We start from the raw sequence: 13,633 nt of genomic DNA, 5'->3' as shown, positions 1-13,633 counted from the left end.
AAATGGAACAGACGTTTATTGAAAAGTGTAATCATGATGAGCTGGACTATGTTATAAAAGACTATTGGCAAGATGTATGGAATTATTCATTTATTATTACGAAAGATCCACATTTATCAGATGATATCACGCAAGATGTATTTATAAAGGTGTTTAAAAATTGGAATTCATTTCGAAAGGAGTCATCTATTAAAACGTGGATATTAAAAATCACAAGAAATACGGCAATAAACTATTTGAAATCCTCTTATTTTAAAAGGATATCTTTAATAGGATTTTTTAGTGACGATAAGCAATCCCTGTCAGCAGAACAAGAATTTTTTAACCAAGAAGAGATGAATGAGGTGTGGAAGGTTGTATTAAAACTACCTAAAAAGCACCGTGAAATAATTATATTGGACGCAAAATATGAATTATCTTATGAAGAAATGGCTGAAACATTAGGAGTATCAATTGGAACAGTCAAATCTAGATTAAGCCGAGCAAGAAGTAAAGTTTCAAAACTAATAGGGGAGGGTAGTAGTGATGAACAATAAACAAAATCCTGACTGGTATAGTAAATTGAAAAAAGGCCCAATGGAGCATCGGAAAGATGAAGAAGAATTTATTTATAAAATAAAGCAATCGGTATATCAAAATAGTGAAGTGGATTCTGTAACAAATAAGAGACCATTTCGTAAAAAAGTATTGCCTGTTTTAGTTGTGTTGGTTTGTACAATGTTATTTTTTATTGTTCAACAACCTTGGCCGGATGATAATAAATCACCGGTAGAAAGTAGTACTCAAATTAAGCCTAAAACAAAAGATGAATCTGCTCAAGACCCATCATTAAAACAATTTATGAATGATTTATATCAAAGCACAAATTCAAAAAATGAAAATGACCTGTATAAAGCGTTAAATGATGAAGTTCTATTTAAAGGGAAGAGTTATAAGAAGGATGAATTGAAGTTTGATGAAGATATTTTTCATGAGTTGCAAGTTGCCCTTGCAATGGGGGGAGAATTTGTAAATGATAAGAAGAAAGTTTACAAAGTGCCAAGTGGAATGACAGAAAGTAATCAATCAAAGCAAGAACACTTTATATATGCAACTGTTACTGGAAACAAAACGGAAATTTTAGCTGAACCAAAACGAGAATCACAAGTTTTATATGAAGTATCTAATGAAATGGTAAAAGCTTGGATCCCGGAAAAAGTGCAGAATGATAGATATATAAAAATATCGACATTTAACGGTAATACTGGGTATGTACAGAAAGAGTATGTTTTAACGGATATTAAATATTCATTTGTCTTCGAAAAGAATCATGAAGGTATGTGGAAAATAATAAATATAGATTCTATATGGTAAAAGAGGAAGGTTCATTTTAATGAACCTTCCTCTTTGTTTTTATTTTTTTATTGAAGTGTATGCCAGAACTCTAAAACTTCTGCTGTAACGAGAGCAGCGATGTTTTTTTCTGAATTACTACCAGGAATAACGACAGAAATGGCGATTTGTGGATCTTCGGTAGGAGCATATGAAATGAAAAGAGAATGATTTATCATTCTTTCTTGCTCATTCGGAGAACCTGTACTACCCGTTTTACCTGCGACATGAAAAGGTAAATTTTTAATCTCTTCTATATTTTGACTCATTCCACCTTGCACGACACGCCAAAATTCCATAGGATAACGGTTTGAACTTTCTAAAATTGGTTTAAACTTTTTTGTTTCCTTACCGTCTTGACCAATAGTAGCACCTACAATTTGAGGTTTGTATTTATCACCTTTACTTGCCAAAGTTGCTGCATATTGAGCGAGTTGAAGAGGAGTATGCACCTCATTTCCTCCCCAAGAGGCATTTAATAAAGCAGAAATCCCATTTTCAAATTTATTAGATGGATGCAATTCATATTGTCCGTCTTCTTCAAAGGGCAAATCAATCCCGGTTTTAGAACGTAGGCCAAATTGCATTAAATAATCTGTCCATATATGTGCCACTTTTTCTATATTTCCATTATTTTGGTTAAATAAGGGCAGAGCTACTTTTGCTGTCATAAATGTGTTAGATGAATTAATGATAGCCTGTCTCGGTGTAATCTCACCTGTTGGCGTTCCAGGTGCATTCGTAATGTTATTTTGATTATCATACTGAAAAGTACCTTTATCTAAATAAGTATCTTCAGGTTGAAAAAGCTTTTCGTTTAATCCAATCAAAATAGTAAGTGGCTTTATAGTCGAAGCCATATTTACATAAGATTCACCATACTTTAATTTTCGAATTGCTTTATTTTGCGAAAGTGATTTAAAGTTTTCATTTTTAGATGATACATGTGTATTTGGATTAAATACTGCCGAGTTGGCCATAGTTAAAATTGCGCCAGTTTTTACATCGGTGACTACAACATAACCAGCTTTAGCATCAGGTGTATTCTTTATTTGAGATCTTAATGCTTCTTCTGCCTTTTGCTGCAACTTAGAGTCTAAAGCTAGCCACACATCTTTTCCTTTTTGTACGTTTTGAATGTTCCATAAGAACTTTTTATTATTCAATTTAAAAATAAGAGTTTTGCCTGATTTTCCTTTTAAATCATTTTCATATTGCAGCTCAATCCCGCTTTTTCCAACAGCCATATGCTTTGAATTAAGGTCATTTTCTACATACCCAATTACCTGTGAACCAATTTCGTGTTTAGGATAATACCGAATCCATTCATCTTTAATTATTACATTATTGGGTTTGTTTTTGTTTATGAATGCAAGTTCATTCTCAGTTATATCAGAGTATAACGGTATATCATTCATAGTCTGCTTTTTACAAGATTGTTGTAATTGAGATTTTATGTTCTCTGTAGAAATATCATGTTGAAACTCGCTTGAAAATTGATTGAAAAAAGCTAGTGTGTTTGATGTATCTTGTTTCGATAGCCTTTCATCATTAGAAGTGCAATATAGAGACTTAACTTTCTTATTTGTAGCTAGTATTACACCATTTTTATCAAAAATCTTTCCTCTTTCAGCTGAAGAAGTTGCGATAGTAATTGAAATGAAGTTGATTTTTAATAAAATTAGTAAAATCAAAACTACAATAGAAAGAACCGCAAAAAATCTCCATCTTTTTGTATGTAACATATAACCCTCCCTTATGTAGCCTATTTCATCTTATATTTAATTATTTTTTTTGTAAATGTGGAACAACTTTATTGTTTAGGTTGTCTATTAAATATTACAGCATAAAGAAAGGCATAATCAGTATGAAACGTTATTAGCAAGTCTATTTGTAAGTTTAACATGTGTCATTATACAGTTGAGCATTTCTAATGTAAGCAACCAAAAAATAGAGAGAAAAACAGGAAAGAAGATTTTCATCGTTTTATTAAAATGAGAGTTCGTTTGATGTTAGGATTGAGATCTTATCAAACTACAATCCATTGTACAATCAAGCATTTAAACAATCTAATTGAACAAGGTTATAGGCATGTAACGAGACGTTTTGGCAAATCTGCAGGGTTTCAAAATCTCCGTCATGCTTCAAGTACGATAAAAGGTATTGAAACCATTCACGCTCTATATAAACAAAGGCTAAGTCTTCAAAGAGACTCCACCTTTTCAACGTACAATGAACTTCAACAATTATTACTAACCCTTATTTGTATGCAAATTATTTACTTCCTTATTATTAGAAATCACTATATAAAACGCATATGTACAAAAATATATTCATAAAAAAATAACCGAAAAATTGAAGGGGCATACTCAATCACTAATTATGGTTGGATATGCACCTTGAAAGCAAGTTTGATCCAAATGCAGTTGGAGATCAGGGCACATCCCTTGGACTGCTTCAAATTCATCGAGGTGGATTAGCACCCAGAGATTTAACGAATGAAGATTTGAAAAATGCAGAAACCAATACTCGAATTACAATACCTAATATGACACGTGTATTTAACCGTGGATTACAGAAAAGTTTAAAAGGATCAGATCTATTAAAGCATGTTACTAATACCTCAGGTTGGACTGAAAATAAGGGTGTTCAATGGGCAGAGAAACAGACAGAATTTAATCAGTCAACGAGTAGCAATTGCTCCCTTAGTACAATTATGTAGTAAACTTCATGCAGCCACTGGTACCTTACTCAGCCTTGAGGGCTTAAATAAACGCTTAAATACAAAGGCAGTTTTGTTTTTACAATATATTTTTCTTTACAACAAAAACGCTGTGAACAAACACAGACTTTAACATTTAAAATAAATATGTTTATGCGTTTTAATATAATATGAATACCATTTTAAAAAACTTTAGATAAATGTTTAAAAAAACTTTAGATAAATTTTATTTTTTCTTTCTATAATTTATGTATGAATATGAAAAATCTCTTTAAAAGATACACAACTTTTTTTGTAGTATTGAGGGGTTAAATGACCTTTATTAAAAGGCAAAAACTACAATTTACAAGGAGAATACTTTATGAGTAAGAGAATAAACGAATTAGACTCAATACGAGGTTTAGCCGCAATTACAGTTGTATTTGGGCACTTTTGTTTAATGCTACCTTCGTTGCCCAATTCTATTAAATTTTCCCCTCTTAGGTTTTTATGGGCTGGTGGGGAAGCTGTAATCATTTTTTATGTACTCAGTGGTTTTGTGCTATCTATGGCACTCTATCATTCAAAAACAAATTATTGGGGATATTTAATTAAGAGATTTGTAAGAATCTATATTCCTTATTATTTTTGGATAATCATTACCTTTGCTTTATTTATTTTGTTTTCACCATATGAAGTTACGGGACTACGAGACTGGTTCTATGATAAGTGGCAAGGGCCTATAACAAAATTAGATATTATGAATCACTTTGTACTTCTTAATAACTTTTTTACGGATAATTATAATCCGGTTATCTGGTCATTAGCTCAAGAAATGCGTATATCTATCGTGTTTCCCTTGTTATTCCTTCTGTTTTATAAACAGAGTTGGAAGAAAACGATACTGTTTGCTATGAGCTTTTCTTTAATCGGTATTTTCCTTAATAAGTTGCATATTGGGAAAGCTGAGGGGTTTTATAATGGTTATGCCGATACACTGCATTTCACATCTATGTTTATGGTTGGAATGCTACTTTTTAAACATCAGGAAGAACTTACTCAATTATATAAAAGGATGAAAAACTTAAACAGAAAACTTCTTATCGTATTAGGGATCTTTCTATATCTATATTCCATTATGATTTATGGGCTTTCTAGTAATGATACTACTTTCTTATTAAAAGATTGGGGTGTCGTAATTGGTGTGAGTATAATAATCATTATGGCAATGAATAACCTAAAGGTAAAAGCTATTTTAAATAAGGGTGTATTTGTATATTTAGGGGAAATTTCATATAGTATCTATTTATGTCATTTTCCAATCACGATGGTACTCTTTAAACTTTTGTATGCAAAGATACCTACCCTTTTTCTTCTTATCTTATGTATTACAACGACAATAATTTGTTCTATATTATCGTATCATTTAATTGAAAAGAAATGTATCAATTGGGCAAAACAAAGAACAAAAAGTTTCAAAAAAAAAGTGTGATACTTGTAGGGAGAAGGAAACGATTCAAAGAATAACCCGCCTTGAAAAATCCCCAATTCAGGCGGTTGTTTTTTCTTTAAATTCCTATATTAAACTTTACACCTAAAAAAATAATTTTGAGTCCAAAGAGGTACGGATTTTTTATAGGAGGAGGAGTAATGTATGAAGCATACGATTAAAAAACGATTTATTATATTATTCTTTATTAGTATTTTAGGTTTAGGAACCATGTCTGTAATATTTTATGTTAAGCATAAAACCAATATTCAAAGAAATAAAGCGATTGCTGCCGAAAAACGTGTATTGCAATATGAGTCTACCTTGAAAAAAGAATTAGAAAAATATAATTTAGGAGACAAAACAGCAGTTTTATTAGGAATTATGTACCAAGAGAGTAGAGGTGAGGGAAACGACCCTATGCAGTCTTCTGAATCACTGGGATTAAAGCCAAATGAAATTCAAGAGACAAGCTTGAGCATTGAACAAGGGGTAAAACACTTTGCTCAAATGTACAAATATGGAACGGAAAAAGATGTTAGCATGGATACAATTATTCAAAGCTATAATATGGGACCAGGGTATATTGATTTTATTGCGAGTCAAGAAGTTAAACAACACTCGGAAGATTCGGCCAAAAATTTTTCTAAGATGAAAGTTGATCAAAATCCAGAGATGTACACTTGTGGTGGAAATAAAAATAATTTTAGGTATCCATATTGTTATGGTGATTTCACATATGCCACAAAGGTAAATGAAAAAGCAAAACTTATTGAAGAACTTCTCCGAAAAAATTCAAAATATAATTGAGAAAATTTTTAATGTAAGAACTTTAAGATTCATGTGAGAGATCTATTAAATCAGGTCATAGTGATACCCGTATTCTAAAAATAGTCTGACTACATGTCTGGTTCAGATAAGTTTGGAGTGACTCATGCAAAGTAGGCAGGATTTAAAAAGCACTCCACCAAGTCACGAAAATTTAGGTTTTACCGTAGGTACCATTTCACGTTCAACAAGATAATATTAGGTTGATAATGTCTCCATTTAAATAAACTTTCCTTATCCACACTAATCATACACCTTTTTAAAGTAGTCTAATCAGTATGGATAATTTTGAGAATGTTCAATCTATCCTTATTATTGTAAAATTATATTAATAAATGTTAATGTACACATAAAAAACAGGATAGTTCCTATAAAAAGTAAATACAACAATGCCTAGGGGGGATAATGGTGGGAAAAATAGTTTTTTTAAAAAAATTAGATAAGAAACTAATATTCATTTTATTCATATTATGTGTCACCAGTATTGTTGCAATATACAGTAGTCAGCAAACCGGGCAATATGGCAACCAAAATTTTGCTATGAAACAAATGGTAAATTACGCCATAGGTTTTGTTCTATTATTAATTGTTGCCAATATCGATTTAGATCAATTACAAAAATTAGCTTGGCCGATTTATATTGTGGGGTTCATCTCAATTATCATTTTAAAGGTATTACCAGTGTCAAGTTTTACACCTGAAATATTAGGGGCAAAAAGATGGTTTAGATTTCCAATTATTGGTGCTATTCAACCAGCTGAATTTTTTAAGCTTGCCTTAATTCTTCTGGCCGCAAGTTTAGTCGTAAAACATAATGCACAGTATATGGCACGGACATTTCAAACTGATTTACTTTTGATTGGTAAAATATGTTTGATAACTATTCCACCTGCGTTACTTGTATATAGTCAACCCGATACGGGAATGGTGTTCCTATATATAGCAGCCATTGCATGTATTATATTTATGTCAGGAATCCAAAAAAAGTTAATCGTACTATGTGCAGGAATTCCGATGACTGTATTGTCTGCTTTAATATTTATATACGTAAAATATCCAGATATTTTCTTCAATAAGTTAGTTACTTTATTAAAGCCCCACCAACAATCGCGAATTTTAGGCTGGTTAGATCCATTTCAGCATACAGATCAGGGATATCAAACTCAACAATCAATTTTAGCTGTTGGTAGTGGGGGGATAGAAGGAAAAGGCCTCGGTTCTGGAAATGTTTATATTCCAGAAAAACATACTGATTTCATTTTTGCCACAATTGCCGAAGAAGGCGGTTTTATAGTTGCCACTTTTATAATATGTATATTCTTCTTAATGCTTTCCCGAATACTTATAATTGGTAATTCCGCAGATAATTTATTCGGCACCTTACTATGTGCAGGAATTGTAGGCGTTCTAATGTTACAATTTTTTCAAAATATCGGTATGATTGTGGGATTAATGCCTGTCAAAGGTATTGCACTTCCATTTTTATCATATGGCGGAAGCTCTTTATTTTCGAACATGCTAATGATGGGGCTTATTCTATCCACACGAAAAACATACAAAGAATATATGTTTTCAGTGAATCAGCACTAAATATCAAATAAAAGTACTTATACCTTAAACTATTCGTAGAATAACACGAGATGAATAAAAAGGTTACAGAGCTATAATCAAGTATTGTTAATAGACAGATGGAGGAGAATAATAAACATTCTTCTCCCTTTGTCTGTAATTAGGGTTTGCATTATCAATTAGTTCTTTCTGTTTCTTACGTATCAGGAGTTTTCACATTTTAAACATAGTAGAAGAACATAATAGAATACTAATGAGTTGCCCATAAAGGTGACATTCTAATTGCTCTTGTTTTACATTACGATAACCATCCGTTTTGAAAAAACATTTCTAATTTTTAGAATCTTCACTAAAAGTTTTATAAACTGTATTTTCAGAAAAAATTACAAACATGTAAGTAAAATGAAAGGAAATTCAATATGAGAAAAATAACCTTACCACTACAATGAATAACAGAAGCATTCATGAAAAACCTGTGGTGCGATATCAAGTTATTTTAGTGCTTAAAGCTTTCGATTAAGAATTACAGTTTAAATTATTCGTATTTAAAAAAGGATTTCCATGGCAGATAAAATATATATTATTTTAAAGAGGTGTAAAATGAAGTTTATTAATGAACAAGAAAAAAAACTTACTAAAAAACAAATTATATTACTTATACTAATATTAGGATATTATTCCCTTGTAATATTAGCTACCACATTTGGCCGTTCAGCTGAGAATATCTTTGTAAGAACAATTGATTTCGATGTACTGAGCCAGTATGAACAAGCATGGAATCAATTTTCATTTAATTCTTTTTTTCATATCATTGTTAATATAGGTATGTTATTTCCGCTAGGGATTTTATTACCTCTATTTAGTGAAGTTTTTTTAAAAACAAAATGGATGTTAATCAGTTCAATTACAACATCTTTATTTATTGAAACACTGCAATTTATAACACTTCGTGGAAGTGCGGAATTAGACGATTTATTTCATAATACCATAGGTATGATGCTAGGGTATTGTATATTAAATATAGTTCTTATTTTTTTGAAAAAAAAAGAATCACACACACAAATAGTCAAATATTTAATCTTACCAACTGCAGTAAGCTTCGTCACACTTGGAATAATTATTTCATATCAAATGAAGGAATTTGGTAATATGCCATTCGATCCTTATGGAAAAACAGATATGTCTCATGTCACTATAAAAACATCACTAGAGTTAAGTAAGGAAGGTAAAAAAATGCCTGTTTACGATTCCAAAGGTCAAAAAGTGCGAGACGTCGAAACTATTTCTCCAAAAGAAGCATTTCAAAAACTGAAACAAGGAGACATTTATCCTATGGGGCCTTTCGGAGCAGGTGAAGAATTTGAAGGTGAGACATTAGTCATTACAGAGTATAATTTAGAGCACGCCACTGATACAAAAGGTTTTTCTCAACCTGTATATATTTTTCGCGTACATTTAAAAGATAATGACGTAGTTCTTACAGCTCCACCTATTTCCGCGAGGAAATAATGTGAATTTCTTTGTTTTTAATATATGATCATCAGGGTTGCCGTCAACGTTAGTTTTTTCTTATAGGTGTACCATCAACATTGTAACGAAAATATACGTTAAGCAAAATTCGACATAAAATGAGCCGAACTTCCTACTCTAAGGAATATTCGGTTCATATATTTTATTTGGGCTGTAATTTGTTCTCTTCAAAATCCTTCATTATTTTATAAAACGTGTTTTTCTTTAGCTCTAACATTTCCATAAACATAACAGCAGTAATTTCGCCACTCTTCCATTTTGAATGAGCTTCTTCTATTATATTTATTTGTTGTTTGCTTAAGATTGAAAGGTTCACTTTGTAATTCCCTTGTTATGTATTTCCACTCCGAAATGACTTCATCATAGTTACGTCCCATACGATCTAAAGCATCTATGTAAACAATATTACCTGTACTCAATATTTTTCGTAATAATTGATACTGAGGACGATCAAAGTGTCGTCCACTTGCTTTGTCAACAAAAATACGCCTAGCTTCCACTCCTGGTTCCATCATCTTATGTAATTGACGTTGTTCGTTTTGATCTTTTGTACTTACACGTATTTATCTATAAATATTTGCCACGTTTGAGATGCTCCTTACATTTGTTACCACAATTATACCATTTTCGTTTATAAAGGTATTCATTAAAAATAAACGTTCATCAAACAATTCCATTTTGATATATACATTAGATGCCTCCTTTGAAAAAAGTATATTTCCATTATAGGTGGTTCCATCATCAAAAGTAAAAAATTTCAAGTTGAGAGTCGATAATCCTGTTCAATAATATAGGATTTTCTAGAAAAATGTGTTTAGCGGAAAGACGTATAAAAAATGGGTGAGACAAAACTTAACAAAATCGTTATTTAAATAAAAGAAACCCCGTTTGTCTGCGGGGTTACCAAGGGTAATAGTCAAGTATTGACATACTCGACTATGTAACCGTATCATGAATTTTTTGGTAAAAATACTGGTAAATGCGTCCAAATAGGTAAGGCTATTATTTTGAACAAAAACGCTATTTTATTAGAAAAGGGGAATGGATATGAATTTATTAGAGCAATACATTGAAGAAGTGATTAGTGAGGAACCGTACACTGAGGAATGGACAAAAGAGTTTGATAAAAAGTTTGTAAAGGTAAAGTTGGTTACCAATTGCTATGGCCGGAAACGTAATGTAGACCAAATTTTTGATGTTGATAAATGGGAAACGGTAAAAGAACAAGGTTATTACATGGGATAAGTAAAAAAGCAGCTAGCAATAGCTAACTGCTCATATAAGGAAATCGGAGAAAGATAACCATGTGTCTACAGTATTGACGGAATATTGAGTTTTATTCAGGCGGTAGAGGGAATTGGAAGAAAAAAAGGAACCAAAAATGGTATCTATGACATGTTACGGGTGAAACAAAGAAAAACGATTTGTAGAGTTCTAACTGTTAATAAATGAAGAGATATTTGTAATGCCAGTGTATAAGAAGGATGTAAGAGACATGGAGCAATTTTTTCTGGTTAATGAAAAGTAACTGAACAAAATAATCCTTTGTGCGACACGTTTCCTCATAAGTGTGCAAACACGAAGTAGGAGGGTTATCAATTTGATAACAACAACTGTTTGACTGAAAGTAGGAATGAAAGCCGTCATGTTGAGCTGAAACTACTTATCTAATACTCCTACATGCAAGGCGTGATAGTAGTCACAAATTGTATGAAGCTAGGTGAAGTCGGCTGAACAAAACCTAAGTGAGAAATCATATGGTAATGGATAGGTCGGGATGCTACAAAATATCTATGGTGAGAATGTCTAAAATAACGGACTGGCGAACTTGCGAATGTACGGGTCTAAATTATTAATACAATAGAAATTTGTATGTCGTCAATGATGACGTTATCTACCGAAAAGTAAGAGTAAAGGATACGAAATTCGGAACATCTAACGATGAGGGTGTAAAGATAACAGGCTTAAAGCAAGCACCTAAGGATATATGTATAGCTAAGTCAATCGGAACGTGGTAAGCAAGAAACTGTCACCAACGCCTACTAGCGGACAGATGCATATAAGGTTCTAACGAACCGAAATTGCTTCATTCTTGTGAAGGTGGGGACAAAGTACCGACGAAGCATGTAGCGAATGTGGAGGGATAGTCCCTAGTCTTGTTCTTTGAAAACTAAATTAACTAGATGTAACTCACAGGATCGAGTAAGATGATGGGACTTTTCGTAAGAAAGGGGAAATAATACATCGGTGAGTACAACATTACGAAATGCAGAATATTACGATATGCAAAAAGTGTTTGATGATTTATACCAACGTAGTGAAAATAACGCTACTAAAGGTGTAAATCTATATAAATACATCATATCAAAAGAAAATATTCTATTGGCATATAGAAGTATAAAGGCTAACAGTGGTTCTAAAACTGAAGGAACAGATGGTATCACAATCGACCATTATAAAATGGAAGATGTAAATTCCTTCGTTGACGATATTAGAAAAACTCTCACAAATTACAAACCAAATACGGTACGTAGGATAGAAATACCTAAACCTAATGGGAAGAAACGCCCATTAGGAATCCCTACAATGAGAGATAGATTGATTCAACAAATGTTCAAACAGGTTCTAGAACCAATATGCGAGGCAAAATTCCACAAGCATTCATATGGATTCAGACCTAACAGGTCAACACACCACGCAATGGCTAGGTGTCAATATCTGATAAACAGAGGAAGATTTAGTCACGTAGTAGACATTGATATACAAGGTTTCTTTGACAACGTGAACCATTCCAAGTTATTAAAACAACTATACAACATAGGCATAACTGATAAAAGGGTGCTGACAATTATCTCTAAAATGTTAAAAGCACCAATCAAAGGAAAAGGTATTCCTACAAAAGGAACTCCGCAAGGAGGAATCCTAAGCCCATTACTTAGTAATGTTGTATTAAACGATTTGGATTGGTGGATATCTAGGCAATGGGAGAATATTAAAACAAGAAGACCATACACAACAGCAACCAAAAATCCATTGCTGATAAAAACAAAATTGAAGAAAATGCATATCGTTAGATACGCAGATGATTTTAAAATATTTACTAACAATCATCAATCTGCAATCAAAATATTCCATGCAGTAGAAGGTTATCTTAAAAATCAATTAAACCTTAATATATCTAATGAAAAATCGACTATAACTAACCTAAAAAGAAAATCTTCCGATTTTCTGGGGTTCTCTATCAAATCTGTTAAAAAGCGCGAAAGATATGTGGCAAACACACATGTAAGCGAGAAAAAGAAAAAGGATATCCTTGAAAAAGCAAAGACAAGGATTAAAGCAATTCAAAAAAGCCCATCAGGGAAAACAGTACAGGACTATAACTCTTATGTACTTGGTATAAAAAATTATTACAAAATTGCAACACATGTAACTATAGACTTTGCTGAAATAGCCTTTCGTCTCTCGAAAACTTTGTTTAATCGTCTAAAATCAATAGGGAAATATAAGATTCCTACCAATGTGAATGCATTATACAAAAGAACTCATAGGAACAATTATAGAACCTTTGAAATAGCGGGCAATCATGTATATCCACTAGCGGACATACAAACACGATTCCCTCAAAGTTTTAGTCAAGACATATGCAATTACACTAAGCAAGGAAGACAAAAACTCATCAAAAGCCTAAAAGGTAACATTGCCAATGAAATGCAAAAGATGTTGCTATCCTCCAATAAAGGACAAAGCATGGAGTATACAGATAACAGAATATCCAGGTATTCCATGCAAAATGGTAAATGCGCTGTCATCGGAATCTTCTTAATAGCTGAAGATGTGCACTGTCACCATAAAATACCGAAAGGTATGGGAGGAACTGACGAGTTTAATAACCTGATTATTGTACATGAATTTGTCCACAGATTGATTCACGCTACAAATGACGAGACGATTAGAACATATATGAGAATTCTTCAATTGAACGATAAACAATTGAAGAAAATAAACAAACTCCGTAAAGCTTGTAATCTAGTTACTTTAGTATAAAAGGATAAGATGGGGCGCTGTATGCGATGAAAGTCGCACGTACAGTGCTAAGCGGGGGAAAAGATGGAGATAACTTCAAAGTCTTACCTATCGCAACT

At 32.3% G+C, this 13,633-nt stretch carries 10 protein-coding genes and 4 pseudogenes; 11 read left to right on the top strand and 3 right to left on the bottom strand.

Going from position 1 to position 13,633, the window contains the following annotated elements; all coding sequences use genetic code 11:
- Positions 1-2: 2 nt before the first annotated feature.
- The gene (locus ACTJJY_RS31165) at positions 3-536 is read left to right on the top strand and encodes an RNA polymerase sigma factor (protein ID WP_000438330.1); all 534 of its coding nucleotides are present in this window, start codon (positions 3-5) and stop codon (positions 534-536) included.
- Positions 526-1,353 (top strand): SH3 domain-containing protein, encoded by an 828-nt coding sequence (locus tag ACTJJY_RS31160; RefSeq protein ID WP_440607294.1) that lies wholly within the window; start codon positions 526-528, stop codon positions 1,351-1,353. Before ACTJJY_RS31165 ends, ACTJJY_RS31160 begins: the two co-directional genes overlap by 11 nt.
- Positions 1,354-1,400: 47 nt before the next feature.
- On the opposite strand, the gene ACTJJY_RS31155 is transcribed toward ACTJJY_RS31160, so the two are convergent.
- Entirely contained in the window at positions 1,401-3,116 is a 1,716-nt protein-coding gene (locus ACTJJY_RS31155) for a peptidoglycan D,D-transpeptidase FtsI family protein (RefSeq protein ID WP_440607295.1), read from the bottom strand.
- Between the two features lie 282 nt (positions 3,117-3,398).
- Here ACTJJY_RS31155 and ACTJJY_RS31150 point away from each other — a divergent pair.
- From ACTJJY_RS31150 to ACTJJY_RS31135, 4 genes and pseudogenes are all read left to right on the top strand, one after another.
- A pseudogene (locus ACTJJY_RS31150) lies at positions 3,399-3,623 on the top strand (DDE-type integrase/transposase/recombinase); the annotation flags it as partial.
- A 149-nt stretch (positions 3,624-3,772) separates the two neighbouring features.
- A pseudogene (locus ACTJJY_RS31145) lies at positions 3,773-4,093 on the top strand (transglycosylase); the annotation flags it as partial.
- 361 nt (positions 4,094-4,454) lie between these two features.
- A complete protein-coding gene (locus ACTJJY_RS31140) occupies positions 4,455-5,564 on the top strand; it encodes an acyltransferase family protein (RefSeq protein ID WP_284489764.1) in 1,110 nt (369 codons plus the stop codon).
- A 162-nt stretch (positions 5,565-5,726) separates the two neighbouring features.
- Positions 5,727-6,371: a lysozyme family protein gene (locus ACTJJY_RS31135; RefSeq protein WP_284489763.1), complete on the top strand. Its 645-nt coding sequence runs from the start codon at positions 5,727-5,729 to the stop codon at positions 6,369-6,371.
- A 182-nt stretch (positions 6,372-6,553) separates the two neighbouring features.
- On the opposite strand, the pseudogene ACTJJY_RS31130 reads toward ACTJJY_RS31135, so the two are convergent.
- Positions 6,554-6,631: pseudogene (locus tag ACTJJY_RS31130) on the bottom strand (IS6 family transposase); the annotation flags it as partial.
- A gap of 163 nt (positions 6,632-6,794) precedes the next feature.
- Between ACTJJY_RS31130 and ACTJJY_RS31125 the strand changes: the two are divergent.
- Positions 6,795-7,979 (top strand): FtsW/RodA/SpoVE family cell cycle protein, encoded by a 1,185-nt coding sequence (locus ACTJJY_RS31125; RefSeq protein WP_284489762.1) that lies wholly within the window; start codon positions 6,795-6,797, stop codon positions 7,977-7,979.
- Between the two features lie 579 nt (positions 7,980-8,558).
- A complete protein-coding gene (locus tag ACTJJY_RS31120) occupies positions 8,559-9,467 on the top strand; it encodes a VanZ family protein (RefSeq protein ID WP_440607382.1) in 909 nt (302 codons plus the stop codon).
- Positions 9,468-9,630: 163 nt separating this feature from the next.
- Here the strand turns inward: ACTJJY_RS31120 and ACTJJY_RS31115 are convergent.
- Positions 9,631-10,051 (bottom strand): annotated as a pseudogene (locus tag ACTJJY_RS31115) (recombinase family protein).
- A gap of 484 nt (positions 10,052-10,535) precedes the next feature.
- Here ACTJJY_RS31115 and ACTJJY_RS31110 point away from each other — a divergent pair.
- The 3 genes from ACTJJY_RS31110 to ltrA all read left to right on the top strand — a co-directional run bounded on the left by ACTJJY_RS31110 (position 10,536) and on the right by ltrA (position 13,535).
- A complete protein-coding gene (locus ACTJJY_RS31110) occupies positions 10,536-10,733 on the top strand; it encodes a hypothetical protein (protein ID WP_095691611.1) in 198 nt (65 codons plus the stop codon).
- Positions 10,734-11,356: 623 nt separating this feature from the next.
- Positions 11,357-11,506, top strand: coding sequence for a hypothetical protein (locus ACTJJY_RS31105; protein ID WP_165773209.1), 150 nt, complete (start codon positions 11,357-11,359; stop codon positions 11,504-11,506).
- Positions 11,507-11,735: 229 nt separating this feature from the next.
- Positions 11,736-13,535 (top strand): group II intron reverse transcriptase/maturase, encoded by a 1,800-nt coding sequence (gene ltrA, locus ACTJJY_RS31100; RefSeq protein WP_440605206.1) that lies wholly within the window; start codon positions 11,736-11,738, stop codon positions 13,533-13,535.
- Positions 13,536-13,633 lie beyond the last annotated feature (98 nt).

The organism is Bacillus sp. 22475 (genome assembly GCF_052044835.1).
GTDB classification, from domain to species: Bacteria; Bacillota; Bacilli; order Bacillales; family Bacillaceae_G; genus Bacillus_A; species Bacillus_A cereus.
This window is presented reverse-complemented; position numbering and strand designations above follow the sequence as displayed.